We start from the raw sequence: 25,957 nt of genomic DNA, 5'->3' as shown, positions 1-25,957 counted from the left end.
CCGGCAGTACGCGTCAAAACGGATAGGTGAAATGCGTCGACGCGGGCCCAAAACCAGCGGCACCGTCGAAATGTAGATGTACCACGCGAGTCGCTGACCCGCTGACAGCCAAAGCATTTGGTTTCGCAATAGCAACTGGCGCTGCGTTTCGGCTAGAGATACTAGGTGTGCGTCAAACGGGTTGCATCTTATTCAGCTTGGATCTGGCACGCGTGACTTTCGCCAGGATGTCGGAGGCCTTTGCCGTCCAGATGAACGGTTTCGGATCGCGGTTGTGCTTCTCCACGTACTGTTCGATCGCGCCGACCAATTCAGGTACCGAGCGGAAGGCCGCACGTCGCAACTGGTTCTCTGACAAGTCACGGAAGAAGCGTTCGACCATGTTGAGCCAGGACGCACTGGTGGGGGTGAAATGCATGTGGAAGCGCGGGTGCTTGGCCAGCTAGGCTTTTACCTCGGGGTGCTTATGAGTTGCATAGTTGTCAGCGATCAAATGCAGTTCCTTGCCCCTGGGCGTGTTGCGATCGATCTTGCGCAAGAAGCTCAGCCACTCCTGGTGGCGATGTTTCGTCTGGCACTGGCCAATGACACTTCCATCGAGCGTGTTCATCGCGGCAAACAGCGTGGTCACACCATTGCGCTTGTAATCATGCGTCATCGTTTGAGCACGGCCTCGCGTCAACGAGGCTCGCGAATCGCTATTAAGTTGCATCATTTACGACGCACATCACTAGCTACATCTGTAGCTTGCAATCTTTTTCCATACACACAAGAATAAAGGACAGCCAAGGACTCTTTTGAATTGGCCACGAGTGAACAGCGAACACGTTTCTGATCCTATTTTCGGGCACCCAATTGCCGAACAGGCGGCCGCGTTAGCGTTTGTGATGATTTCCGGTACATCGAAAATCAACTTCACTACGGCCAATCCTGCGATGCAGTCATACGAGCCTGAAACGCGGGTTCAAGCGGCTTGCGATAACGCAAACTTAACATTAAGGCATGGAGGGTAACTATGGTTATGCACTCAATCACTACAGAGAACTTCAATATCAGTTACGACGATGCGAATTTTACGCACGTTGAAGTTCCAAGTGTAGAAGCGCGCGCCGACTACGTGGCAACTGCCTGCGAGGGAGATTTTTCCAAGCTTTGTTCCCTATTTGCTGTCGATGGAGCCAAAACGTTTGGCCCGAGTAACAGAATACTAATTACATTCGATAAAAATATCCGAGGTGCAAACAACAACGGCTATGTTTCTCCTAACGCCTCCCACATAACAGTAAATCCAGAAATTGGGGCGTCGAACGACTTTGTTATGCTGCTATTTGTCGATGAGATGAGTGAAATACTCATGGGCGTGATAGGCAAGACCGTCGGCTCCTGGGATGCCGGCGATAGTTCCGGCGAGGGACTCTCACGCGTCTGTGGCGCGCTGCTTCATCCGGCATCCGCTCCGGTGAACGTCAACGCATGGCTTCTTTTCGACCCCACACAAGACACCACGGCAGCAGTTGCCGACGATGCGTTCCGAAAGGATTGGGTCACCAGCTCCTTCAAGGGCGGTCCGCTGAAAGCCGGCGGAACCGTCGCGGGAGATCAAGATTCGTATAGCGTGGGATGCGCGATTCTTTTCATCAACTATCTTCAAAGTCAACTCGATTTCCCGCTTCAAAACATCATCTCCGCGATGCCGTTGAACTATCAGGCCGGTGACTCGACATTAGCGTCCATGAGCAAAGCGCTCACGCACGCAGACCTCGATGCGTACGGGCAGTTTCGACAACTCATCGACGTGCACTATCCAGTCGGCTCCGCACAGCTAAAAACAAACAATCCATTTCCGCTTGCCGTGACCTCGTTAGCGCCATGCGCAACGGGAAATAGCACCGGGCTGTTCGTGTTCGTTGCGATGCCGGACGGCCGCATAGCGTATGACTACGCCACTCAAGGAAAAGCTTTTCAGGGATGGCAGGGCATTCCCGGATCGTTGCCTACCCAATTGAGCCTCGCCAGTGCAACACTCGGAGAGAACATCTATGTTTTCTCAAGAGGCGAAACCGGCGACATACGGTTTGCGGCGACCAACGGTGGAACTTCATTCGGGCCCTGGGCACCCGTGCCCGGTCAGGTGTCGCTGATCCCTGGATCAGCCTTGTCCGCATCGGGACGGCCGAGTGAGCTGTTTTTGTTTGCGCAGTCCGCCGAGGGGGCCGTTTTATTCAACCAGTTCTTCCCTGGCGGGAAATTCGTCGGCTGGCAGGAAGTGCCAGGCGGCTTACGCGTGAAGACCGCGCTCGCGACGGGCATGCAAGATACGACGCTGTTCGTATTCGCCGTCGCATCGGATGGAAGCGTTCAGTTCAATCAAGCTGCCGCGGGCGGCGCCTTCGTTGGATGGCAAACGCTGCCCGGCGCGCCTGCAACCGAAATTCCGCTATGCGCGGTCGGAAGAAAGGGAAATCTTTTCGTTTTCCTTGTTGGGACAGATGGCCAGGTGCACTTCAATCAGGCCGCACCGGGCGGACCATTTGTTGGGTGGCAGATAATGCCGGGTTCTCGTCAGACTTCGGTTGCGGTCGGCGCGGGCATGGTGAACGACAATCTGTTCGTTTTTCTGACTGAATCGGACGGGCGGATCGTTTTCAATCAGGCTGAGCCTGGCGGCAGCTTCGTGGGCTGGCAACTTTTAAGGTGAAGTTCCAACTGCCGGCTATGGGATAGACCGACGGGGCGGTTAGCCATGTTCAAAATTGGGACGGGCTGTGCCGCCCAGGCACTTGACATCAGCCCGGACCGATCGAATACGGCCGCAACCGTCGGGGACACTGCGTGACGACAATTACGCCTTGCCAGAGGCATCGAAGCACCGTCATGGTTTTCTCCCATGTCAAGCGAGCTGTGTCCGGTGCTGCCAAGTTTTTCGGCCAAGCGACGCTGCGCTAGCACTGGACGCCGCGCATTCGGTATTGATCGGTTCACGCGCGACAATCGCGAATGCCGGGGCGGGCAAGTTAACCCTGCGCGCCGATTCGGCGGGCGCGGACAACGGCGGCAGCGTGTTGAACAAAGGCACCATCGACTGGTCGGGGAGCACGGGAACGGTCGCGGCACTCCACGACATGAACGGCAGCTTCAGCCCGGGGACGATCCGGAGCAACGCCGGCTGGAGCGCCGCGTCCTTCAGCGGGCTGAAGACGCAGGTGACCGCGTATGACCTCGTCAACAGCCTGGCGGATCTGGCGCGCGTCTCGGACAATCTCGCAGGGAGCCATGCGCTCGGCAAGGACATCGCCGCGTCGCAGGGCGCGACCTTCGGGCCGATCGGCGGTACACCGGCCACGCCTTTCACGGCGAGTTCGACGGCATGGGCCACGTGGTCGACGGCATCCAATTCGTGTATCCCCCGTGCGACGCGGGCCTCTTCGCCGCCATCGGGACGACGGGCGTGGTGCGTAATCTCGGGGTTGTCAATGAGAGCGCGATGACGCTCTTTGGGCGGGCCGGCCTCGTCGCGGTTATCAATGCGGGGTTGATCACCAATACCTACTCGAGTGGGGAGGTCGCTACACTGGCGTTCCGTCGCCGGGGGCAGGCGGGCTCGTCGGAATAAACGACGGAGTGATCGAACGCTCTTCGAGCAGCGCGCGTGTCCCTGTGCAGGGCGAGGGCGGCGGCCTAGTCGGCATCAATAACGGCAGCATCGTGCAGTCGTTCGCGAGAGGCACCGCGGGCGGTGGCTCGCACTCGCATGTGGGCGGCCTGGTCGGCTACAACAGCGGTACCATCACACAGTCGTATGCAACCGGCAGCGCCCTCGGAGAAACCCGTGGCGGCCTGGCCGACTCCAATTCGGGAACCATCCAGGAATCGTTCTCGACCACCGAGATCGCGGCCTTTCCTCCGTTCAGCTCCCACGGCGGCGTTGTCGGCAGCAACACGGGCACGGTGGCCAGCAACGTGTTCTGGGACACCGGGACGAGCGGCACGCTCGACGGCGGCCCGGGCGTATCAGCGCGAACGGCCTGACCGCCGCACAGTTGAGCACGCCGGCAAGCTTCGGCCCGACCTGGGACTTCAGCCCGACCGGCTTCTGGGCAATGCCAGCGGGCGCGACGCATCCTGTCCTTCGATGGGAGCTTGAGCATTGAGTCGCCCGCCCGCGGGGACGGGCGAGCGCAGGGCGGGGTTCGGGCTAATGCGGGCCGGACTGCTCGCTATGGCGCTCGCCGCGACGGCGTCGCGCGGGATGGCGCAAGCCTATCGCAACGTGTCGCCCACGCCGCCGCCCGCAGCCGCGCGGCCCGCCGCTCCGCAACTGGCAGCCCCGGCCGGCAGCGACTGCCGGGAGATCGCCGTCGCGACGCTGCGCGGCGTCGTCTTCGCCGCCCCGGGCACCAATCCCCTTCCGTCGCACCCGGTGTCAGGCACCGGCCTGCCCGTGCTCGACGACGCCTTTCTCGCCAGTTTCGAAGCCGATATCGGGCGGCGGCTGACTTTCGGCTGGCTCACGCAGATTCGCCGCGCAGTCGTGCAGCGCTATCGCGACGCTGGCCTGCCGCTCGTCGACGTCTACGTGCCCGAGCAGGACGTCTCGGACGGCGTCGTGCGGATCGTGGTGGCTACATACCGGCTCGGCAAGGTTGTGGCGAAGGACAACCGGTACTTCTCGGAGCGCCTGCTCGTCGGCGAGATGCCGCTTGCCACGGGCCAGCCGATCCGCGAAGCAGACGTGCTAAGCGGCCTCTCCCAGCTCAATGCCAATCCGTATCGGACGGTGGATGCGGTCTATGCGCCGGGCACGGAGGAGAACACGACCGATGTCGTCCTACAGACGGTCGATCGCCTGCCGCTGCGCGTGAGCGCCGGCTACGATAACGCGGGCGTCCCCTCGCTCGGCCGCGACCGCTTTTTCGCCGGTATCAACTACGGCAATCTCTTCGGCCTCGACCAGCAGATCGGCTACCAGGCGACGGCGAGCAACGACCTGTTCGGCGGCAATCCGCAACTGGAAGGCCGCCCGGACAAGCCGCGCTTCGTCGCGCATTCGCTCAGTTACAGCGCGCCGCTGCCATGGCATGATCGCGTCGAAATTTTCGGGGTCTACGCGCAAAGCACGCCGCGTCTACCCGAGAGTTACGCGCAATCCGGCGTCTCCGCGCAGTTGAGCGCGCGCTACGACTGGCTCATCGGTTCGTTCAAGGACTGGCAGCAGCAGATCCAGTTCGGCTACGACTTCAAGCGTTCGAACAACGACCTCGAATTCGGCGGTTTCCACGTGTTCAACGGCAAGACGCATATCCATCAATTCGTGCTCGTCTACGACGCAACCCGGCTCGACACGCTTGGCGATGCGCATGCGAACGTGACTCTCGTGCTGAGCCGCGGGCATCTCGACGCCGACAACAACGAGGCCAATTTCAACGCCGCGCGGTTCGGCGCAACGCCGCGCTACGCATATGTCCAGTTGTCGGCGCAGCGGGATGTGCGAGTGGTCGCCGGCTTTTCGCTGAGCGCGCGAGCCACGGTGCAGTTGACCCCCAACACGCTGCTGCCGAGCGAGGAATTGGGGCTTGGCGGCGACACCTCCGTGCGCGGCTACGAGCCCTACGCCGTGCTGGGCGATCGCGGGTGGAACGTGCAGGCCGAACTGCGAACGCCGGCCATTTCGCTCGGCGCGACCGGTGCGGCATTGCAGCCCTACCTGTTCCTCGACGCGGGCCACGTGTGGAATCGCATCGACCAGCCGACGGAGGCGTCGAACGGATCGCGGGTGGGCGTGGGTGCGGGCGTGCGCTTCCAGCTGGCGCGCTACGTCAACTTCCGTGGCACCTACGGGGTCAGCGTTGCTGTCCTATTATTCTTGGTCAGGCGCAACGCCGTCGCAACGCACATGCGTAGGTGACGGACCCGCAACGCCGACGAAAGATGTATGCACTCCCGTTAGCCGATCCCGGTGATGTATCAGCTAGTCGCCTTCAATGATGGCGGAGCGCCTTGCTGAACCTTCCGGTGCAGCAAGGAACACATCCCATTCGTTGATACATTTGTGGCTGATGGTAGAAATGGCGACCTGTTATTCTGTTCATATGGGTTTACGCACGAAGGCGTTGCGCACCGGTGACCACCAGCGCCGCTTTCACTGGCTGTGCCGTCGTACCCCGTAGCCACGTTCGGCGGGGAACCTGTCTAACCCGCGGTACGCCGATACCGCCTCCCGATGTCGCGCTCTCTCCGCGTACGGCGCCTTCCTGATCAAGCGGCCTTATGAGATTCTCAGGCTTCCTGGTACGCAAGTTTGGCTCGGCAGCTGTGGAGCACGCGTTCCGTACGGACTATGCGCGTCGCTACGCGAGCCAACGCAGGCTGGCCGGCGCCAGCCTCATACTGATATGGACTGCGGTTGCTATCCGTGATTGGTTGCTGCTGAACACGCTTGATTCCAGCATCCTCTTCCACATTGGCTGTGTGCGACTTGCAGGTGCCGTGGGTATGGCCCTACCGGTCTGGTTGATGTGGGGAGCACGCGGCTTTGACGAACGCTGGGCCGTCAGATTACTTTGCATAGTGACGCTAAGCTGCTGGTTCGCCCTATTGGGGTTGGTCAACGTTTACCCGCCACTCCGCGTCGGACAGGAGATTTTCCCCGGCTTTTTTGTTGTCCTTTTCCTGATATTCACGTTATTCCGACTTCGTACCATCACGGCAGCATGGTTAGTCGGACTATGCGTTGCAACCTACAATCTTATAGAACTGCTCCAATACATCTGGGGTATCCCCACACCGTGGTCTCACTGGTTTACCACCGGGGCTATGGTGTTGCTGATGTATTTCGTTGGTATTGGCGTCTGCATTCAGTTTGAACTCGCTGCCCGGCGCGAATTTGTGTTCCGGCGGACGTTGCGCGCAGCCAAGACACGCGTTGAAGCCGCGTCCCGCGTAGTCAAGCAACAAAATGAACGCATGAGAGAAGTCGTCAGAGAGAAGGAGCGGTTCTTTTCATCGGCCTACCACGACATCCAGCAGCCTCTCGCCGCGATCAACCTCTTTATCCGTAGCGCGCGGATAAAACTCGAAGATCGACACGCCGCAAGCCATGATCTCGACGTTATCGAGGAAACGGCACGCGACATCCTCGACATGTTCAAGGACATCCAGGACTATAGCGAGCTGGGCTCATACGTTCCACACCTGGCGCCAGTCGATACGCGGACCGTGCTTATGGAGGTCTTCGAGCAATACCTCGAGCCGGCGAGATCGCGGGGCATCGAGTTGAGACTCACCCTGCGCCAGCGCTCCCCGCCGCCTATTGAAAGTGACCACGCTTTGTTCAAACGGGCACTGTCCAATTTCATATCGAATGCGATCAAATACACCTCCGTGGGGGGCATCGTTGTCGGCTGGGTGGAGATCGGGGAACGGCTTCGCATAGACGTGTGGGACACAGGCGTCGGCATCTCGCCCGCGCATCGGGATGCGATATTCGCCGAGTACTATCAGATTGACAATCCTGGCCGCGACCGGTCGAAAGGCCTTGGACTTGGGTTGTCAATCGTCAATCGGATAGTCGGGATTCTGCCGAAGCACAGCATGCGTTTCTGGTCGGTCAAAGGCCGCGGGTCACGTTTTTCCCTGTACGCCCCGATATCGCAATCAGCACCCGTCATTGAGACTAAAGATCAAGCGAACGCCGCATGCACGTCCATCCTTAACGGCAGATACATCCTGCTTTGCGACGACGAACCGACCGTTCTTGAGGGCCTGCGCCGGCTGTTCCTCAGTGCTGGCGCACTGGTGGATTCTGCCGGGTCAATGGCGGGATTCGAAGCGATTCTCGCCGACGATGGCCGCGCACCCGACATCATCATCACCGATATCCGGCTACGGGACGGGCCGAACGGCATCGAGGTCGCCGAACGGATCAGGCAGCATTTCGCCTGGGCAGGCGTGCTTCCCGTCGCGTTCATCACCGGCGAACTGGTGTCTCGGCACACACTTCGCGATTTCGCCGAGCCGTTCGTGCTGTTGCGGAAGTCTTCCGCGCCGGAAAGCACGCTCGCAGAAGTCAGTCGGCTCGTTGCCGACCGACTGCCGACAGGCTTCGGTCACGAGCGGGATCCATGACGGGGGGACCTGTCTAACCCGTGGTGCGCCGATAAAGCCTCTCGATGTCGCGCACAATCCGCCCACGGTGGCTTTCCGGATCCAGGCAGGCTATGAGATCGTCAGGCTTCGTAGTACGCAAGTTCAGGTCGGCGGCGATGGAGCGTGCGTTCCGTATGGACTATGCGCGTCGCTACGCGGGCCAACGCAGGCTGGCTGGCGCCAGCCTCATACTGATTTGGATCGCGTTTGTTTGGCGTGATTGGTGGCTGCTGAACGCGCTTGATCCCAGCATTCTCCTCCACGTTGGCTATGTGCGACTCGCAGGTGCCGTGGGTATGGCCCTGCCGTTATGGTTGATGTGGGGACCACGCGCCTTTGACGAGCGCCGGTCCGTCAGATTACTTTGCGTAGTGATACTGGGTTGTTGGTTTTCCCAATTAGCGTTGATGAACGTTTATCCGGCGAGATGGGTCTTCGAGGAAACTTTCCCCGAATATTTTCTTATCACTTTCCTGATATTCACATCGTTCCGACTCCGCGCAACCACGGCAGCATGGTTGGTCGGCCTATGCGTTGTAACCTTCCGTCTTGCCATTTACCTCTGGCTACGGAGTACTGTTTCCACGCCAAGGTTTCACTGGGTTTCCTGGGTTTCTCGTGGGAATACGGTGTCTCTCATGTATCTCGCCGGCATTGTCGTCTGCATTCAGTTTGAACTCGCTGCCCGGCGCGAATTTGTTTTCCGGCAGACCTTGCGCGCAGCCAAGGCACGAGTCGACGCCGCTTCCCGGGTGATCAAGCAACAAAATGAACGCATGAGAGAAGTCGTCAGAGAGAAGGAGCGATTCTTTTCATCGGCCTACCACGACATCCAGCAGCCTCTCGCCGCGATCAACCTCTTTATCCGTAGCGCGCGGATAAAACTCGAAGATCAGCACGCCGCAAGCCATGATCTCGACGTTATCGAGGAAACGGCACGCGACATCCTCGACATGTTCAAGGACATCCAGGACTATAGCGAGCTGGGCTCATACGTTCCGCACCTGGCGCCAGTCGATACGCAGACCGTGCTTATGGAGGTCTTCGAGCAATACCTCGAGCCGGCGAGATCGCGGGGCATCGAGTTGAGACTCACCCTGCGCCAGCGCTCCCCGCCGCCTATTGAAAGTGACCACGCTTTGTTCAAACGGGCACTGTCCAATTTCATATCGAATGCGATCAAATACACCTCCGTGGGGGGCATCGTTGTCGGCTGGGTGGAGATCGGGGAACGGCTTCGCATAGACGTGTGGGACACAGGCGTCGGCATCTCGCCCGCGCATCGGGATGCGATATTCGCCGAGTACTATCAGATTGACAATCCTGGCCGCGACCGGTCGAAAGGCCTTGGACTTGGGTTGTCAATCGTCAATCGGATAGTCGGGATTCTGCCGAAGCACAGCATGCGTTTCTGGTCGGTCAAAGGCCGCGGGTCACGTTTTTCCCTGTACGCCCCGATATCGCAATCAGCACCCGTCATTGAGACTAAAGATCAAGCGAACGCCGCATGCACGTCCATCCTTAACGGCAGATACATCCTGCTTTGCGACGACGAACCGACCGTTCTTGAGGGCCTGCGCCGGCTGTTCCTCAGTGCTGGCGCACTGGTGGATTCTGCCGGGTCAATGGCGGGATTCGAAGCGATTCTCGCCGACGATGGCCGCGCACCCGACATCATCGTCACCGATATCCGGCTGCGCGACGGCCCGACTGGCATTGAGGTTGCTGAACGGATCAGGCAGCATTTCGCCTGGGCGGGCGCGCTTCCGGTCGCGTTCATCACGGGCGAACTGGTGTCGCCGCACGCACTTCGCGATTTCGCCGAGCCGTTCGTGCTGTTGCGGAAGTCTTCCGCGCCGGAAAGCACGCTCGCAGAAGTCAGTCGGTTCGCTGCTGCCCAACGGCCGACAGGCTTCGATCATGTGCGGGATCCGTGACTGGCGGGACGCCGAGTTTGATCCCTTTATCCGCCAGCATGACGATGAGTTCCGTACGGCGGCGCAGATTGAAATGCGCGAGCAGATGACTGACGTATTTTCGTACCGTAATGTCTTCGAGCCCCATTCTCAGCGCAATCGCCTTGGACGGAAGCCCGCGCACCAGCCACGCCAACGTTTCGAACTCTCTCGGAGTCAGTCCCAGTTCGGATGCGCTGCTCATTTCCGAATCACCGCCCGGCTGAGCATTCCCAGGTCCGCTTACCGAAGCCTCCTCCGTGCCCATGTCACGCCTGAGCCTCGCGATGCTGGCGGCGGGCAGGAACACGCCCCCGGCAAGCACTGCGCTTATCGCCGCATGAAGCGCTTCAGGAGGTGATGACTTGGGTACGTATCCCATCGCGCGAAGTTCGATGCACCGACTGATGGTTTCCACGCTCTCATCGGCCGATATCACGATCACCGGCAACGACGGGCGCGACTCCTTCAGCTTGGCAAGCGCGCCGCAACCGTGGCCATCGGGAAGATCGAGATCGAGAAATACAATGTTCAGCAGTTCGCCAAGCGCATGCTTCACGCCTTCAGACAACGTACTCGCGTGCAGCAACTCAATGTTCGGGAAGAACTCTCTAAGCAGCAGGGCCAATCCGGCTCTGAACAGCTCGTGATCATCGACGATCAGTATGCGCATCTCATCGGCTCCCAGGACCGCTCTCGAAGCGAGCTGCAACTACATAGTTGATGATGCTACATCCGAAGCGGTCGTCCGCCGTGTTCAATACGAATAGTACACGCAGGCCCACTGTGCCACGGATGGTGGCGGCTGAACCATGTGGCGTTGCCTCGACGTGGCGGTTTCCGCCCGGCACTCGACACCCACAGCCCGACCCGGCGGGTGAACGGCCGGAGGACCCCGTTACCTGACCGACAAGCTATGCGCACTGTTCGGCCTGAGCCGTCATTCGAGCATCGGTGCCGGTCAGACGGGTATGGGGCGCTTTCCTGTCATTCACAGGTCGGTAGTCGGGAATGACTCGTCTCGCGGAAAGCGAACGAGTACTTGCGACCCATTGCTGACAGTCGCCATTTTGCGAAGCTTGTGTCGCGTTTTGGACTATAGCGGCCATTGATAAGATCGGTTCGCTAACCTCGGCCTCAACCGCCGTTCGGCTAGGCATCGCATCAACGGTCACTTTGAGCTACATCGCTACATCAGTCCCAAACGCACAAGCTCGCTTGCTTAATATCTGGCATATCCAAGCCCGGTGCCATCCGACGCTACCGCTGCGTCGGATTGAACCGGTGACCTCGCGGAGGGCGAATGGCGGATGCCACCGCGACAGAGTTGCGCCCCGGTGAAGGAAACACCAACAGCAGCAACACGACGCCTGCCAGCAGCACGACGGCCAACCCGATCAGCCCGTATTGCACGCTCCCCGTCTGCGTCTTGACCCATCCGACGAACGCCGGACTCACGAAACCGCCCGTGCCGCCAAGACTGGTAATCATCGCGATGCCGCCGGCAGCCGAAGAGCGCGGCAGGAACGTCTGCGGAATCGTCCAGAACACCACGAAGCAGCCATACGACGATGCCGCCGCAAGCGCGAGCAGTCCGACACCGACCGCTACGCTATGCCCCGCCGCCGGCAGCAGCGCGAATGCGAGCGCCGTCACTGCCGCGCTGCCCGCGACGTGCCAGCGCCGCTCCATCATCCGGTCCGAACTCGCGCCGACGACATACGTCCCCAGCGCGGCCGCGATGAACACCAGCGCGGACAGCAAACCGACATCGAGCACGCTCGCCACGCCGAGATCGCGGATGATGGTCGGCGCCCAGAAGCCGATCGCGTTGAACGGCATCATCACGGCAAAGTACACGAGCGCCGCGAGATACACACGCGGGTTGGCAAGCGCGCCGCGCAATCCGTCGAGATGACCGGTCTGCTTCGACTTTTCGTCGGCGAGCAGTTCGCGCGCGACCAGCGCCTTCTCGCGCGCGTCGAGCCAGTTCACCTCTGCAGGCGTGTCGCCGAGGAAGAAGAACGCGAAGATGCCGAGCGTTACCGCAGGCACACCTTCGAGCAGAAACAGCCACTGCCAGCCGGCCAGCCCGCCGACGCCAGCGAGGCGCGTCATGATGAACCCGGAAAGGGGCCCACCGACGATCCCCGCCACCGCCGTCGCCATCATCAGGAATGCGGTAACGCGTGCGCGCCGGGCGCCCGGGAACCAGCAGCTCAGGTAATAGATGATGCCGGGAAAGAAGCCCGCTTCGGTCACGCCTAGTAGAAAGCGCATGGCGTACAACTGCGTCGGCGTGCGCACGAACATCATCAGGCTCGACACGAGGCCCCACGCGAACATGATGCGCAGCAGCGTGCGACGCGCGCCGATGCGCTGCATCCAAAGGTTGCTCGGCACCTCGAAGAGCACGTAGCCGATGAAGAACAAACCCGCGCCGAGCCCATAGGTCGACTCCGAAAAGCCGAGGTCGTGCGTGAACTGCAATTTGGCGAAGCTGATGTTCACGCGGTCGACGTAGCTGATCACATAACAGAGAAAAAGCAGCGGAATCAGCCGGAAAAACACCTTGCGATAGGTGCGCTCGATTTCAACCGGCGTGTACTCGCCCGCGTCGGTCCCACTGTGAATCGAAGAGCTGTGCATGATGGTCTCGCGAAGAAGACGAATTCGATATTCGATGGCGCCGCGACGTTCACGCGGCGCGTGCCTCGGTGCAGGCTTTCAGAGAGGCCCTATCCGTCGATGATCGCCTGCGCGCGAGGCTCGGCTTCCCGCTTGCTCGCAGGCCTCGGCTCACAGCGTGCGAACGCGTCCCCCGCCCGCACGCCCTTGCCTGCCGGAAGCACGAAGAGCGGATTGATGTCGAATTCCTTCAGGCCAGGCGCGAGATCAAGCGCCATCGCGGACATCGCGACGATCGCATCGGCAAGCGCGTCGACATCGCAATGCGGCTTGCCGCGCGCACCGTCGAGCATTGCGAAAGCCTGCAGTTCGCGGATCATCGCACACGCCTCGGTGCGCGTGACCGGCGCGAGACGCCACGCCACGTCCTTCAGCACTTCGGCATAGATGCCGCCAAGCCCGCACATCACCGCGGGTCCGAACGACGGATCGTTGTCGATTCCGACGATCATCTCCACCGCGTCGCGAATCTCTTCCTGCACCAGCACGCCGTCGATACGCGCGCCCGGAACGTGCCGCCGCGCGTTCGCGACGATCTCGTCGAACGCGTTCGACAACATCGTCTCGTCGCGGATGCCGACGCGCACCGCGCCCGCTTCCGTCTTGTGCGGGATGTCCGGCGACTGCACCTTGACGACGAGCGGAAAGCCCACCGTTCGCGCAAACGCGCAGGCTTCGTCATGGCTCTTCACGAGCGCGCCCTTTGGCGTTCCGATGCCGTAGTGTTCTAGTGGTCTGCGTCAAACGGATTGCATCTTATTCAGCTTGGTGCGGGCACGCGTGACTTTCGCCAGAATGTCGGAAGCTTTAGCGGTCCAGATGAAGGGTTTTGGATCACCATTGTGCTTTTCAATGTACTGCTCGATCGTGCTGACCAACTCGGGTACCGAGCGAAAGGCTGACCGCCGTAGCTGGTTCTCGGACAGATCACGAAAGAAGCGTTCGACCATATTGAGCCAGGAAGCGCTGGTGGGCGTGAAATGCATGTGAAATCGTGGGTGCTTGGCCAGCCACGCCTTCACCTCGGGATGCTTATGAGTGGCGTAGTTGTCGGCAATCAAATGTAGTTCCCTACCCTTGGGGGTGCTGCGATCGATCTTGCGCAGGAAGCCCAGCCATTCTTGATGACGATGCTTCGTCTGGCACTGACCAATGATGCTGCCATCGAGCGTGTTCATCGCGGCGAACAACGTCGTCACACCATTGCGCTTGTAATCGTGCGTCATCGTCTGACCTCGACCTCGCTTCATCGGCAAGCCAGGCTGGGTCCGGTCCAGAGCCTGGATCTGGGACTTCTCGTCACAACTGAACACCAGTGCGTGCTCAGGTGGATCGAGATAAAGGCCGACGATGTCCTCCAGCTTCTCGGCAAAGTGCTTGTCGTTCGAGACTTTGAAGGTTTCTATCCGATGCGGCTTGAGTCCATGCGCCTGCCAGATGCGCCTCACGCTCGCCTCGCTGACGCCGGCCACTGCCGCCATGCTGCGCGTACTCCAATGCGTCGCGTTATCGGGACGCTGCTGCGTGGTCATCGCCACGATGGCCTTGACCTTGCGCGCAGAGATCTTCGGCTTGCGCCCGGGTCGCGTCTCGTCCCGCTCGATCCCCGCCACACCGTCCGCGATGAAGCGCGCTCGCCAGCGCGCCACCGTGCCTCGCCAGATACCCAACTGCACACCGATCTCTTTGTCTGTGTGGCCCAGTGCCGCGAGCAATATCATCTTGGCACGCTCGGCCAGTCGTACCGGAACCCTCCGCCCAGCCGCCCACGTTTCCAATTGTTTGCGCTGGCCTTCGCTCAGCTCAACTTTTGCCGCGATTCTCATGGGTTCTCCCTCATCACCTGGAAGGAGACTCGCAAATCGCGATTAAGTTGCATTATTTACGACGCACTACACTAGCAGACGCTGAGCGGCGTGCTCGGTCAGTTCGGTGGGACTCTGCGCAACGAGCGCACGCGCCATGTCGGCGCGAAGCCCGTCGCATGCGGGTGCTCGGTCGGCGCGAGCAGCCGCCCGCGTGCGCCGTGCCTGCGCATAGTCTGACAGCACTGCGAAGGCACGGCCGCAGCGCACCGGCGTCGCGTAGAGCGGCACGCCAGCCGCCTCGATCACACGATACGCTTCCCCAGCCATCTCGCGGCGCGCATTCCACGCGAGCATCAGCGGCTTGTCGGTTGCGCGATGCACGCGCACGATCGCCTCGGCCATCGCGAGCGCGACCTCGCCACTCGCCGCAGCCGCCATGATGGCGATCGAATCGATGCCCGGATCGTTGGCGATGATTTGCAGCGCGTCCGTGAAGATCTGCGGCTCGGCGAGAATGCCCGCCGTCAGGTCGACGGGATTGGCGAGCGATGCGAACGCCGGAACGATCGGCCTGAGCGCATCGAGTGTCGCGGGCGAGAGCGGTGGCACCGACATGCCGTGTTCGCTGCACGCATCGGTGATCAGAATGCCCGCCCCGCCCGACAGCGTGACGACCGCGATCCGGTTGCCGCGCGGCAGCCGCTTCGCTTCGAACGCTTTCGCGTAGTCGCCGAGGTCGGCGACATCGGTCACTTCGATCACGCCCGCCTGCCGGAAGGCCGTGCGATACAGCGCCGACGCGCCGCCGAGATTCGCCGTGTGCGAAGCAGCGGCCTTCGCGCCGTCGGCCGTGTTGCCGACCTTCCACGCGAGGAGCGGCTTGCCCGCATCGAGCGCGCGCGTCGCCACGCTGACGAGCCGCCGCGCGTCCTTCAGCCCCTCGATGTACGCGGCGATCAGCGATGTTTTTTCATCGTCGATACAGGCATCGACGAGATCGAGCAGGCTCACGTCGGCTTCGTTGCCGGTCGTGATGAAATGGCGCAGGCCGATGCCGAGTTCGTCCGCCATCAGCAGGAGCGCGCAGCCAAAGCCGCCGCTTTGCGAAATCAGCGAGAGGCCGCCCGCACGGTAATCGACGCCGAACGGCGCGCCGAATCCCGCATACACGTTCGCGCCGGTGCTGACGACGCCCTGGCAGTTCGGCCCGATCACGCGGATGCCGAATGCGCAGGCCACATCGGCGATTTCGTGCTGCAATGCGGCGCCCGCCTCGCCCGCTTCGGCGAAGCCCGAACTGTAGACGATCACATGGCGAATGCCTTTTTCTCCGCACTCGCGCAGCATGGCCGGCACGCGGCGCGCGGCGACGAGAATCAGCGCGAGATCGGGCGTCTGCGGCAGACTGGCGACGGCCGGATGACACGCCACGCCTTCGATGTGCGCGTACTTCGGGTTGACCGGATACAGCACCCCGCGATAGCCGTGCTGAAGGAGAAAGCGCAACGGCTGGCCGCTGATCGATTTCGGATCGTTCGATGCGCCGATGATCGCGATGGAACGCGGCGCGACGAGCCGCTCGATGTCGAATCCGCGCTGAGGCTTGATGGCGGCGCTCATGCGGCACACGCGGCGGTCATAGCGACGCCGTCCCTGGATTGTGCCGCGGGCGTCTGCGCCGCACGGCGCAGCGTTATCTTCGCGATGTTCAGCTGATGAATCTGCGTCGTGCCCTCATAGATGCGGAAAGCGCGCACATCGCGATAGAAACGCTCCACCGCGTTGCCCCTGAGATAGCCGCGTCCGCCGAGCATCTGCACCGCGCGATCTGCGACCCGTCCGCACATCTCGGAGGCGAACATCTTGCACATCGACGCCTCCAGTGCGACATCCTCGCCGGCATCGCGCTTGCGCGCGCTTTCGAGGATCATCGAGCGCGCTGCGTAAATCTCTGTCTGACACTCGGCGATCAACGCCTGAACGAGCTGGAATTCCGCCACCGGCTTGCCGAACTGCTCGCGGCGCGACGTATAGGCGACGGCTTCGTCGAGCATGCGGATCGCGGGGCCGGTGCACAGCGCCGCGAGATGGATGCGCTGCTTGTTCAGCACCTTCATCGCGGTGCGAAAGCCTTGGCCCTCCGCGCCGCCGATCAGACCAGCCGCCGGCACGCGGCACGCGTCGAAATGCACATCGCCGACGGGCGAACCTGCCTGGCCCATCTTCGCGTAGGGCTCGCTCGTCGAGAGACCGGGGGTCCCGCGCTCGACAAGGAAGGCGGAAATCCCGCCCGCGCCGGGCATCGACGGATCGGTGCGCGCCATCACCGTGAAGAGGCCCGCGATCGGCGCATTCGTGATGAAGCATTTGCTGCCGTCGAGGACGTAATGGTCGCCGTCGCGGCGTGCGGTGGTGCGAAGCGCCGTGGCGTCGGAGCCCGCGTCGGGCTCGGTCAGCGCGAACGCGCCCGTCAGCGCGCCCGACGCGAGCTGCGGCAAATAGCGCCGCTTCTGGGCCTCGGTGCCGTCTGCGACGAGCGCCTCCGAGCCGATGCCGGTATTTGTGCCGACCCGCGCCCGGAACGCCACCGACGCCTGCGACAACGCGAAGGCACCGCGCACGAGCTGTTCCGTCGTCAGCCCCGCGCCGCCGAATTCGCGCGGAATGCTCCAGCCGAAGTAGCCAAGGGCGCGCATGCGCTCCACGAGATCGTCCGGCACGGCGTCGGCCTGCTCGATTTCGTTTTCACGCGGAATTGCTTCCTCGCGCACGAAACGCGCGACATCGGCGAGCATCTGGTCGAAATCAGTGTTTCTGGTGTTCATTCGCTGTCTCCGTGATATAGGTCGATTTATGGACCTACTATCGAACTTTTTCGTCCGGACGGGTAGCCTTGTTCGACTCTGCTGAACACAGTTTGGATATGCAGAACGCTTGCGTCAGAATGAACGCAGTCGACAGGAGGCATCATGGCACACAACGACGCACCGGAAACCGCACCGGTCGCGAGCGACTACCTGGATTCGAAGGCGCGCTACACGGCCGACGAGTTCGACGGCGACCGCCAGTTCGCCACGACGCTCGCGCGCGGCCTCGACATCCTGCACTGCTTCACGCCGCGCGACTCGCAACTCGGCAATGCGGAACTCGCGGCGCGCACCGGCATGACCAAGGCGACGATCTCGCGCTTCACCTACACGCTGACCCGGCTCGGCTATCTGCGGGTGAACCGCATGAACAGCAAGTTCCAGCTTGGGTCGGCCGTGCTGTCGCTCGGCTATCCGCTGCTCGCGAGTCTTGCGGTGCGGCAGATCGCCCGGCCGTCGATGAAGGAACTGGCGGATCACGTTCGGGGATCGGTGTCCCTCGGTATGCGCGACCGACTAAGCGTCGTCTATCTGGAGAGCAGCCGCAGCAGCACGCCGCTCGGCCTACCACCTGATATCGGGCTAAGCTATCCGATCGTACGCACCGCGATGGGCCGCGCGCTTCTCGCCGCGCTGCCCACCGAGCGGCGCGACGCCTTACTCAACGAGATCGCGGTCAAGTCGCCCGACGATTGGGCCACGTTCCGCGAGCGGGTGCTGCGCAGCATCGACTACTTTCGGGAGCGCGGTTTTTGCGCGTCATATGGCGATCTGCGGCGCGAAGTCCATGCGGTCGCCGTGCCGATGAGACCCGCCGCCGACGGTGAGATCCTCGTGTTCAATTGTGGTGTACCGTCGTATTTGTTGAAAGAAGGACAACTGGAAGGCGACGTAGGACCGCGCCTCGTATCGATGGTGCGCAGTGTAGAAGGTGCAATGGGAATATTTTAGAGACGCGGCCCAGCGAATGGCCGTTCGCCAAGGGGAGCCGACGTCTGAATCTCCGAGCGACGCGTCGAATGAATGACACCTCGTGGCCGAACCCGGATGTCTGCGCTCGATCAGCAAGCCGGTGGTCTCGCCATTGCGGCGAATTTCCGAAAGCGACCCGTTGCAGCCGGTCGAGCAGTCTCTGTTCTAAGGGTAGGTATCGGAGTGGAACGGTCATTCCGTGCCGTCGCCTGGGGGACAAGTCATCGGCCTCTGCGGACGCTTAGACCCGTGAGTTGGTGAGGCGGCTTACGCCGTGCAAGGATGACGTCTTGCTCGACCCTCGAATTGCTCTCGAACTTACTAAGCCGAAACAAAGTAACCGGACATGGGTCAAGCCGCGTAGCGGACTGACGGATGTTGAAACATGGATCGGACCAAAGCCGGAATCTTTTGCAACGAGCGCAGAACCGCTCGAACACGCTGCTTGAGATGCCCGGGACCTTTGATGGCAAGCTTGCCGATCTTGTGATGTTTGAGATAACCCCATACCAACTCGTCCGGGTTCAGGTCTGGCGAGTAAGCAGGAAGGAAGAACAGACAAAGGCGCCCATCTGATTCCGCGGCAAGCTGCCGGATCGCTTTGCAACGATGTACCGGATGACCATCGGCAATCAGGAAGACAGGCGCATCGGCGGTGAGCATCAGCCGTTTGACGAAGTCGACGTATACGGAGATCTTGAAGCTGCCTTCGAAACACATGAAGCGAAGTTGGCCACGCGGGCTGATCGCTGAGATCAGGTTCACCTTGAAGCGCGCGCCAGTGACTTCGACTACCGGAGTTTGACCGACCGGCGCCCAGGTCGTGCCGCTGTGATAGTCCGATCGTACCGTCGATTCGTCGACGAAGAAGATCTGTGCCCCGCCGTGTTTGGCCTGCCCGACAATGGCCGGGTATTCGTCCCGCATCCACGACTCGACCAGTTCAGGGTCGCGTTGGTACGCACGCGCAAGCGGTCGCTGGGGCGAAAGCCCGAGCTTGCGCAGCAGTCGACCGACCGACACCTCGGAGAGCCTGACGTTGAAATGTTCGCGAATCAACTCCCGCACCATGTCTCGCGTCCACAATGCAAACTCGAACTTCATCTGCATTGGGTTCTTCGTTGTGACCGTCTGATAGACGAAGCGGATAGCCTCGGACGACAGCTTCATCGGTCGACCAGGGATTGCCTTGGCTCGTAACGCCTCGATGCCCCCTTCGCGCCAGGCCGCCAACCACTCGTAAATACGCGCCCTCGAGAATCCGAGCGTGCGGATCACGTCCTCCGGCGACTCGCCAGCTTCGACGCGCTTGACCGCACGAATACGGATCTCTTCAAGCGTTGCATGTGAAAGCTGCCGGCCGTCGTCCTCTCGCATCTCGCCTCTCCCTAAACCCCTTAAAGCTTAGACCATGGCGTCGATTTATGTTCGCTTACTTACGAACTGGTTAGTAAGTTTGATTTCTCTATAAGCAATCAGCTTGTCGTTCACCAGATCGAAAGGAAGCGCCCGCAAGGTTAGGGATGGTGTTCAGAACTCGTTTTGCCGCACTGAGCCATCCACATAGGGCCGATGCGGTGGAAGCGGTGCGGCACCTGGCTCGAATGCAGCGCTACGTTCGGCATAAGGAAGGCGCCGATTGCCTGCCCGCGCGGGCGGCTTTTGCGCTCATGCAGCGGCCTCGCGCATCAGTCGTTCGCGCGTCATCCACAGATTGCTTAGAGCGAACAGCGTGTGCAACTCTGCGGGTTCTTCATCAAGCCGCGATAGCGCACCTTTAGATGCCACCGTGCGCGGCGATGAACATGGCGACGGCCGACCGGCAATAGGATTCGATTTCGTTGTCATCCTCTGCTCTCGCCTCATCGAAGCGTGCGACAAGCAGAAGATCGGATCCTTTGAAAAGCGCGGCAAACAAGCGGGCGGATCGGAGAGCATCGGGTACGTTCAGAATCGCTTTCGCGTGCAACTGACGCAACACGGCCTCGATTTGGGCGATGACATGGGCGGGCCCGGCTTCGTAATGGAGCTTGCTTAACGACTTTTGATTCGTCTTGTCGGCCAAAACCATGGCTTCGACACTGCGGACGTCCGGGCTCAACAGCGTGCGAAGCAGGGATGATCCCACCGCCATGAGCTGATCTTCGGCTGAACCGTCGACGCTTTCAGAAAGGGCCTGGGGTGCAAATTGATGGCAGTGGGCCACCATGGCCGCGCTGAACAGCGCCTCCTTGTTCTCGAAGTGCCGATAGATGCTGAGCTTGGATATCTTCGCCCGCTGCGCGACCTTGTCCATGGTCGTCGCTTGAAAACCCAATTCCACAAAGAGCTCGCAGGCGGCGTCGACGATCGTTTGGCGAAGCGCCTCGTTGGCGGGCCGGCCGCGCCGGCTCTGGCTGTTTTCGGTCACAACAATTCCAGTACTTGACAGTATTCAAATTCTTGCACTACGATACCACGCAGTATCTTAAATGTGCAAGCCAAGGATAGGTTTCAACCAGTTGCCCAAATCGGGTTTCCCCGGGGCGCCTGGCGATATCGAATGCGGGATTGTGGGGCCGATCAATACAGCCATCAGCAACTTTCTCGCCAATGCCGAAGCCCTACTCGCTGACCGTCTCAAGCGCGTATCGCTGGACGATATTGCACACCACGCCCAGCCCACCCCTCCAATCACAACACGGAGCCCATCACCATGGATGACGTCATCATCATCGGCGGCAGCTTTGCCGGCCTCGCCGCCGCCCTGCAGCTCGGCCGTGCCCGCCGCAAGGTCACGGTTCTCGATACCGGCCGGCCGCGCAACCGCTTTGCAGGCCACTCGCATGGCTTGCTCGGCCACGATCACAAGCCACCGCTGGACATCCTGGTCGAGGCGCGGCAGCAGTTAACGCGCTATCCAACGATCAGGCTGGTCAATGCCCGGGCCGAGAGCGTGTCTGGCGCCATCGACGATTTCTGCGTCGTCACTGACGATAACGAAAGCCTGAGGGCGCACCGCCTGATCCTGAGCTATGGCGTCGCCGACCAGATGCCTGATGTTCCGGGCTTTGCCGAAAGCTGGGGCACGTCCATCGTGCCCTGCCCCTATTGCGACGGCTTTGAAGTGGCCGGCCAGCATTGGGGCCTCGTCTGGTCCAGCCCGCAGTCGCACCAGTCTGCCAGGCTGTTCCGCGATTGGACGGACAAGCTGACTGTCTTCGCCGATGGTCATGACATTGCGCCCGATATCCAAGTCGATCTGGCGCGTCGCAACATACCTGTCGTCGATGGCCGGATCGTCGAGATCGCCCATCACAAGGGCCATATCAACACCGTCAATCTCGATACCCGCCGCAATGTCGCGGTCGACGTCCTGTTCGCCCATCCGCGCAACAAGCCGTCCGCACGCCTGCATGAATCACTGGGCCTCGCCACGGTCGATACGCCCACCGGCATCGTCCTCAAAGTCGACGAGCGCCGCCAAACCAGCATGCCCGGCATCTACGCCGCTGGCGACCTCGCCACGCCCTTCTTGCCCTCGGTCACCCAGGCTTCATCGCAGGGCGCGATGGCGGGTATCTTCGCCCAGCAGTCGATGGTGGTTTGAGAGCACAGATCCCTGCTCTTGTTGCGTCGTCGCCTTCGAAAAGGTTGGCGTAAATCGACGCGGCGAAAGGCGGATCGTCGAGTCAAGGAGATGACATGGCAAAGCAAAGTGCTGATCAGGTGGGTGACTGGAATGGTCAAAGTGGGGAGCGCTGGGTCGCCAACCAGGCCCGGCTCGACGCTCTGGTGGCGGTGTTCGGCCAGGCCGCGATCGAAGCCGCCGCGCCCGCGACGGGTGAGCGCGTGCTGGACATCGGCTGCGGCGCGGGTGCGTCAAGTCTGGCTCTGGCCGCTCGCGTCGGCGCGGGGGGCCAAGTGCTGGGCGTGGACATATCCGAACCGCTGATCGATCGAGCGCGCGCGCTTGCGCGCCACGATACGCCGGCCCTGTTTCAGGTGGCCGACGCCAGCAGCGCAGAGCTGCCCGAAGGCGCGTTCGACATTCTGTTCTCGCGTTTCGGCGTGATGTTTTTCCCCGATCCGACAGCGGCGTTCGCCCATATGCGACGCGCGCTCCGGCCGGGCGGCCGGGTCGCTTTCGTCTGCTGGCGCGGTGCGGCCGAGAACGATTGGATGCGACTGCCGGTGGGCGCGCTCAAGGACATCGTCCCGCCGAGCGCGCTCCCCGATCCCGAAGCGCCCGGCCCGTTTTCGTTCGGCGACCGGGAGAACGTGGCGCGCATCCTGACGGCGGCCGGTTTCGCCGAAATCGTTATCTCGCCCTTCGACGCGGCCGTCCCATTCGGCGAGGGCGAAACGCGGGACGCGGCGATCGACGACGCAGTGAGGATGACGCTTGAGGTCGGCCCGCTGTCGCGTGCGCTCGCTGGTCAGCCCGACGACATCCGCGCCCGTGCCTCCGCCGCAGTTCGTGCCGCCTTCGCGAGCCTCCCCGGCGAGGGGTCGGTGATGATCAACGGCGCGTCATGGGTCGTCATGGCACGAAATCCGGCAAGCTGACAGGGATTAACAGGGGAGATGCCTCCGCTCGGTGGAACAGGGCGTCTTTGGCCGGCCAGATTGATGTCCCTTCTGGCCGCTGAACGAGCGCTCGCCTTGCGACAATCAGATGGCCGGTTGCGAAGCAGAGCCGACGCCTGAGCGGCCTTCCGGCGGCGCATGTGACCGGCAGTTTGTGGCCGAACTCGGTCCCATAACCAACTTCCGCAGACGCTCTAGACCGCCCCCTGCCCAGAGACCAAGCGTCATCCGATCAAAGTTACTCCGACGGGCTTATCTGATGATGCTCGCACGGAGATGATGCGCGGCCGGGGAAATGAAGTCGCGAAAGGCCTTCATTTGGTCGGCCCGCGACAGTGAGATGAGCTTGTGTTTCGCTGTTATCCTTACTACCGTGCCATAGGTTATTGAGCTGGGTGTGTCCGGGAACCGGATCCCGACAAATCCGCTGCTAATTCTCCGATTTAAATCGAAGCAACGTCAGTTCGTCTTATATAAATTCCCCAATGCCTTCCTCACGCGGAGGAATCATGCAAACGCTTGACGAACGCCCTGATAGGCGCGGGGCCTTCCGAAAAGATCGTTCGCGATTCCAGGGCGCGGCTCGACGCGATGTTTCGAAAGCGGTTCGACTAGAGGCAGGCGATTCTTTCTGAACACGTCGCACAGGGGGGTCTCTTTTGTGGGGTAGCGAGGCCGACTGGTCAGCGACCCTAAGCGTGCCAACAATATCAATCCACTCCTGCTGAACGGATTCAGATATCGGGTCGTTGCGCCCCCTCTGAGTGGACGTGGGTGGTGCGCGTCAACGAAAGGAAGGGCGAGCTTTGGATTTGTGTACCACTCCGATAGTTACGGCACCGCCGCTGCACGGACGGAGTTCCATGAAGAATCGTCGACGGATTACCCGCTCACATCAAAAGATCATGGCAGCCGCGATGTTCGTCGGGCTTCACGCTGTTTGCGCTAACGGCGAGACAGCGAAGCTAAGCGATGCCGACGTCGATCGAGCAATAAAGGCATGCTCGGTTGGCAAAAATCTTGACGTTCATGTTGATGCTGGCCTTGACCTGTTGAAGAAGCGCATCCTGTCGGGAAAGGCTGGGTACACGCAGTCGGAGATTCCAAGCGTGATTGGCACTCCGGTAGAAATGGACCAGTCGAAGCTTGAACTCTTCAAGACCATACAGGACTGCGTTATCAAAATTGTGTACCGGCCTGTTACGCGCCACACCGAGGACTCGACGTGGACGACCCCGTCCGTCCCGGCGGAAATTACAGAGGACCAGGCCAGAAAGATGCACGAGAAGGGAAAGACGACAGCGGCCGGCTTTTCGAATTGCTTTCCACCCCCAACCGATTGGCAAGGCAAATCCGGTTGGCACTTCGTTCCGGGGTCGGCGACGCCCATGCCGGAGCGGCATGTTTGCAATAACGGCTATTCGAATAGCGGAGCACAAAGCATCGATAAGCTCACTGAAGACACTATCTGCATGACCGCCGGCGCGCGCACGCCGGATCCGGATGCGATCGCTCACTGCACGACCAGCTTCCATGCGACAGTCACTATTCGCCGTCAGTCGGATTAACGACCGCCGCCGGCGCGGAAATGCTCGGCACGGCATCACGAACAGCGGCGCGTGAAGGTGCAGGGAAATCCAGACTGCGTGGGCCGCCAGCAGGAACCCGACGGACCGAGGCCATCCACGGCGCGCGCCGCTGGTTAGGAGCGAACGCAGGTTTTGTCTCATCGTCCGCGCGCGGGCGCATGCCCCGCCTGTCGCATCGACGGTAAACGAACGCTTGACGAAGCCATCGCAAAGGCGGCGGTACGCCGCGACTTTGTCTTGCGGGTCGCCACCAAGAGGGCTGCCCTCTTCAGCTCGTTCTTGACGTAGGCATACAGGACCGGGGCGACCATCAGTCCGGCGACGTCGGCGATTGCTTCGATGCCCGCCATCGCGAGGATGATTTCGCAGGCCTTTGCCTCGTTGACTGGCGGCGAGAATCTTCGAGGCGAGCATTGCGCCCACGATCCGGCTGACAGCACATGCGCAGCACCGCTGCAGCGTACCCAGACCAACGGCCGAGAGGTGGTGATCGACCAATGCGGGCACGATGCTGTCATGCGGCCGAGCACGTCGACGAGCATCACTGAAACGACCGGCCGTGCCCTTACTGCTGTCGCCGATGCCCGCGGCGATGCGACGAAGATTGCCTCCAACTGAAGGCTGAAAGGCCGCTTGTCGGTGCTAAGCGGCCGCCCAAAATGTCGAGTTGCGGTGACGACCAACGTCGCCTAATGGCCGCATCCAGTCCCACAGTGACCCACTCAAGTCGACCCGAATCGGACTCGTCGTCGCAGTCTCATCAACGTCTGCTTTGTGACCAATCGCATCCGTTTCGGACAAACTCCATACATGAGAAATCGAGCTATCCGGGGATGCGATTTGGGCTCGGATCTGGGATCCCATGCGCGCCCAGCTTCGACCCATCGTTTGCCCCTCTCGCGCTCGATCTGGTCCGAAAAAAATAATTGAGCGAAGCTCTATGATTTCGGTGGCCGGTGCCGATAAGACCACTCATAAGTCCCCCGCCAGACGAGGCTACCCAATGCCACTTGATTTTATCGCCAGCCGCCCAACCCGATTAAAACGGACTCTCGTTATTCTGGTTGGCTGTGCAGGCGTACTCGCCAGCCTGTCGATTTCGGGCCGGGTGCCCGCCGATGTACTCGCTGACGCGGATAGAGAGGTCGCCCACTTCGGCCCCGCGCTAGTGAACACGGCGTGTCCGCTCGAAGGAGCGGTCTCAAGGGACGTTCGCGGTACCTTTCTCATGTGTTGGAAACAGGTCTGGAGCAAGCCGTAAGCGCTACTCCCGTATCACTATCGGCGTCTCTGACGTAACGCGTGGCGCACAACCGGGATTTTTATTGAAGGTCCGGCGCGACACCGGACGCAACGGACAAAGA

Annotated in this window: 19 protein-coding genes and 3 pseudogenes; 10 read left to right on the top strand and 12 right to left on the bottom strand. The window is 61.2% G+C overall.

The window, feature by feature from the left end; all coding sequences use genetic code 11:
* Positions 1-172 precede the first annotated feature (172 nt).
* A pseudogene (locus OKW39_RS00185) lies at positions 173-682 on the bottom strand (IS630 family transposase); the annotation flags it as partial.
* A 333-nt stretch (positions 683-1,015) separates the two neighbouring features.
* Here OKW39_RS00185 and OKW39_RS00180 point away from each other — a divergent pair.
* Complete coding sequence (locus OKW39_RS00180; protein WP_429561768.1) at positions 1,016-2,698, top strand: hypothetical protein; 1,683 nt, start codon at positions 1,016-1,018, stop codon at positions 2,696-2,698.
* Between the two features lie 192 nt (positions 2,699-2,890).
* Here the strand turns inward: OKW39_RS00180 and OKW39_RS00175 are convergent, their stop codons facing one another.
* Positions 2,891-3,394, bottom strand: a complete 504-nt coding sequence (locus tag OKW39_RS00175; RefSeq protein ID WP_429561767.1) for a hypothetical protein — start codon at positions 3,392-3,394, stop codon at positions 2,891-2,893.
* Here OKW39_RS00175 and OKW39_RS00170 point away from each other — a divergent pair.
* The 5 genes from OKW39_RS00170 to OKW39_RS00150 all read left to right on the top strand — a co-directional run bounded on the left by OKW39_RS00170 (position 3,368) and on the right by OKW39_RS00150 (position 10,082).
* On the top strand, positions 3,368-3,613 hold the full coding sequence (locus tag OKW39_RS00170; RefSeq protein ID WP_429561766.1) for a hypothetical protein: 246 nt from the start codon (positions 3,368-3,370) through the stop codon (positions 3,611-3,613). The two genes, OKW39_RS00175 and OKW39_RS00170, sit on opposite strands and share 27 nt — an antisense overlap.
* Before the next feature lie 8 nt (positions 3,614-3,621).
* Complete coding sequence (locus OKW39_RS00165) at positions 3,622-4,029, top strand: GLUG motif-containing protein (protein ID WP_429561765.1); 408 nt, start codon at positions 3,622-3,624, stop codon at positions 4,027-4,029.
* A 169-nt stretch (positions 4,030-4,198) separates the two neighbouring features.
* Complete coding sequence (locus OKW39_RS00160) at positions 4,199-5,905, top strand: ShlB/FhaC/HecB family hemolysin secretion/activation protein (RefSeq protein WP_429563431.1); 1,707 nt, start codon at positions 4,199-4,201, stop codon at positions 5,903-5,905.
* A gap of 362 nt (positions 5,906-6,267) precedes the next feature.
* Complete coding sequence (locus tag OKW39_RS00155; RefSeq protein WP_429561764.1) at positions 6,268-8,124, top strand: hybrid sensor histidine kinase/response regulator; 1,857 nt, start codon at positions 6,268-6,270, stop codon at positions 8,122-8,124.
* Positions 8,125-8,279: 155 nt separating this feature from the next.
* On the top strand, positions 8,280-10,082 hold the full coding sequence (locus OKW39_RS00150) for a hybrid sensor histidine kinase/response regulator (protein WP_429561763.1): 1,803 nt from the start codon (positions 8,280-8,282) through the stop codon (positions 10,080-10,082).
* Here OKW39_RS00150 and OKW39_RS00145 read toward each other — a convergent pair.
* From OKW39_RS00145 to OKW39_RS00120, 6 genes and pseudogenes are all read right to left on the bottom strand, one after another.
* Entirely contained in the window at positions 10,024-10,773 is a 750-nt protein-coding gene (locus OKW39_RS00145; protein WP_429561762.1) for a response regulator transcription factor, read from the bottom strand. The genes OKW39_RS00150 and OKW39_RS00145 overlap by 59 nt on opposite strands.
* A 587-nt stretch (positions 10,774-11,360) precedes the next feature.
* Positions 11,361-12,749, bottom strand: coding sequence for an MFS transporter (locus tag OKW39_RS00140; RefSeq protein ID WP_429561761.1), 1,389 nt, complete (start codon positions 12,747-12,749; stop codon positions 11,361-11,363).
* Between the two features lie 89 nt (positions 12,750-12,838).
* Positions 12,839-13,507 (bottom strand): annotated as a pseudogene (locus OKW39_RS00135) (acetate--CoA ligase family protein); the annotation flags it as partial.
* 21 nt (positions 13,508-13,528) lie between these two features.
* On the bottom strand, positions 13,529-14,614 hold the full coding sequence (locus OKW39_RS00130; protein WP_429550962.1) for an IS630 family transposase: 1,086 nt from the start codon (positions 14,612-14,614) through the stop codon (positions 13,529-13,531).
* A gap of 66 nt (positions 14,615-14,680) precedes the next feature.
* On the bottom strand, positions 14,681-16,216 hold the full coding sequence (locus OKW39_RS00125) for an acetate--CoA ligase family protein (RefSeq protein ID WP_429561760.1): 1,536 nt from the start codon (positions 16,214-16,216) through the stop codon (positions 14,681-14,683).
* Entirely contained in the window at positions 16,213-17,421 is a 1,209-nt protein-coding gene (locus tag OKW39_RS00120; RefSeq protein WP_429561759.1) for an acyl-CoA dehydrogenase family protein, read from the bottom strand. The genes OKW39_RS00125 and OKW39_RS00120 overlap by 4 nt, the downstream gene beginning before the upstream one ends.
* Positions 17,422-17,565: 144 nt before the next feature.
* On the opposite strand from OKW39_RS00120, the gene OKW39_RS00115 reads away from it, so the two are divergent.
* Entirely contained in the window at positions 17,566-18,414 is an 849-nt protein-coding gene (locus OKW39_RS00115) for an IclR family transcriptional regulator (protein WP_429561758.1), read from the top strand.
* A gap of 372 nt (positions 18,415-18,786) precedes the next feature.
* Here the strand turns inward: OKW39_RS00115 and OKW39_RS00110 are convergent, their stop codons facing one another.
* From OKW39_RS00110 to OKW39_RS00100, 3 genes and pseudogenes are all read right to left on the bottom strand, one after another.
* Complete coding sequence (locus tag OKW39_RS00110; protein WP_429551041.1) at positions 18,787-19,812, bottom strand: IS630 family transposase; 1,026 nt, start codon at positions 19,810-19,812, stop codon at positions 18,787-18,789.
* A 291-nt stretch (positions 19,813-20,103) separates the two neighbouring features.
* Positions 20,104-20,225, bottom strand: a pseudogene (locus OKW39_RS00105) (IS5/IS1182 family transposase); the annotation flags it as partial.
* Complete coding sequence (locus tag OKW39_RS00100; RefSeq protein ID WP_018421953.1) at positions 20,213-20,845, bottom strand: TetR/AcrR family transcriptional regulator; 633 nt, start codon at positions 20,843-20,845, stop codon at positions 20,213-20,215. The gene OKW39_RS00100 and the pseudogene OKW39_RS00105, both read right to left, overlap by 13 nt.
* 285 nt (positions 20,846-21,130) lie before the next feature.
* On the opposite strand from OKW39_RS00100, the gene OKW39_RS00095 reads away from it, so the two are divergent.
* From OKW39_RS00095 to OKW39_RS00085, 3 genes are all read left to right on the top strand, one after another.
* On the top strand, positions 21,131-22,024 hold the full coding sequence (locus tag OKW39_RS00095) for an NAD(P)/FAD-dependent oxidoreductase (RefSeq protein ID WP_018421952.1): 894 nt from the start codon (positions 21,131-21,133) through the stop codon (positions 22,022-22,024).
* Between the two features lie 95 nt (positions 22,025-22,119).
* The gene (locus OKW39_RS00090) at positions 22,120-22,983 is read left to right on the top strand and encodes a class I SAM-dependent methyltransferase (protein ID WP_429561757.1); all 864 of its coding nucleotides are present in this window, start codon (positions 22,120-22,122) and stop codon (positions 22,981-22,983) included.
* An 884-nt stretch (positions 22,984-23,867) separates the two neighbouring features.
* Positions 23,868-24,572, top strand: coding sequence for a hypothetical protein (locus OKW39_RS00085; protein WP_429561756.1), 705 nt, complete (start codon positions 23,868-23,870; stop codon positions 24,570-24,572).
* Between the two features lie 158 nt (positions 24,573-24,730).
* Here the strand turns inward: OKW39_RS00085 and OKW39_RS00080 are convergent, their stop codons facing one another.
* On the bottom strand, positions 24,731-25,138 hold the full coding sequence (locus tag OKW39_RS00080) for a hypothetical protein (RefSeq protein ID WP_429561755.1): 408 nt from the start codon (positions 25,136-25,138) through the stop codon (positions 24,731-24,733).
* Positions 25,139-25,957: the final 819 nt, after the last annotated feature.

The sequence above is a fragment of the Paraburkholderia sp. MM6662-R1 genome (assembly GCF_050436245.1).
Taxonomy (GTDB): domain Bacteria; phylum Pseudomonadota; class Gammaproteobacteria; order Burkholderiales; family Burkholderiaceae; genus Paraburkholderia; species Paraburkholderia tuberum.
Note: the sequence above shows the minus strand (reverse complement) of the source record. Positions and strands in the feature narration are given on the sequence as shown.

What these genes read in the sequence shown, in the direction of transcription:
- OKW39_RS00180 (WP_429561768.1), top strand. Translation starts at nt 1,016, where the DNA reads ATGGTTATGCACTCAATCACTACAGAGAACTTCAATATCAGTTACGAC.
- OKW39_RS00170 (WP_429561766.1), top strand. Translation starts at nt 3,368, where the DNA reads ATGGGCCACGTGGTCGACGGCATCCAATTCGTGTATCCCCCGTGCGAC.
- OKW39_RS00160 (WP_429563431.1), top strand. Translation starts at nt 4,199, where the DNA reads ATGCGGGCCGGACTGCTCGCTATGGCGCTCGCCGCGACGGCGTCGCGC.
- OKW39_RS00155 (WP_429561764.1), top strand. Translation starts at nt 6,268, where the DNA reads ATGAGATTCTCAGGCTTCCTGGTACGCAAGTTTGGCTCGGCAGCTGTG.
- OKW39_RS00150 (WP_429561763.1), top strand. Translation starts at nt 8,280, where the DNA reads ATGGACTATGCGCGTCGCTACGCGGGCCAACGCAGGCTGGCTGGCGCC.
- OKW39_RS00145 (WP_429561762.1), bottom strand. Translation starts at nt 10,773, where the DNA reads ATGCGCATACTGATCGTCGATGATCACGAGCTGTTCAGAGCCGGATTG.
- OKW39_RS00140 (WP_429561761.1), bottom strand. Translation starts at nt 12,749, where the DNA reads ATGCACAGCTCTTCGATTCACAGTGGGACCGACGCGGGCGAGTACACG.
- OKW39_RS00130 (WP_429550962.1), bottom strand. Translation starts at nt 14,614, where the DNA reads ATGAGAATCGCGGCAAAAGTTGAGCTGAGCGAAGGCCAGCGCAAACAA.
- OKW39_RS00125 (WP_429561760.1), bottom strand. Translation starts at nt 16,216, where the DNA reads ATGAGCGCCGCCATCAAGCCTCAGCGCGGATTCGACATCGAGCGGCTC.
- OKW39_RS00120 (WP_429561759.1), bottom strand. Translation starts at nt 17,421, where the DNA reads ATGAACACCAGAAACACTGATTTCGACCAGATGCTCGCCGATGTCGCG.
- OKW39_RS00115 (WP_429561758.1), top strand. Translation starts at nt 17,566, where the DNA reads ATGGCACACAACGACGCACCGGAAACCGCACCGGTCGCGAGCGACTAC.
- OKW39_RS00110 (WP_429551041.1), bottom strand. Translation starts at nt 19,812, where the DNA reads ATGCGAGAGGACGACGGCCGGCAGCTTTCACATGCAACGCTTGAAGAG.
- OKW39_RS00095 (WP_018421952.1), top strand. Translation starts at nt 21,131, where the DNA reads ATGGATGACGTCATCATCATCGGCGGCAGCTTTGCCGGCCTCGCCGCC.
- OKW39_RS00090 (WP_429561757.1), top strand. Translation starts at nt 22,120, where the DNA reads ATGGCAAAGCAAAGTGCTGATCAGGTGGGTGACTGGAATGGTCAAAGT.
- OKW39_RS00085 (WP_429561756.1), top strand. Translation starts at nt 23,868, where the DNA reads ATGAAGAATCGTCGACGGATTACCCGCTCACATCAAAAGATCATGGCA.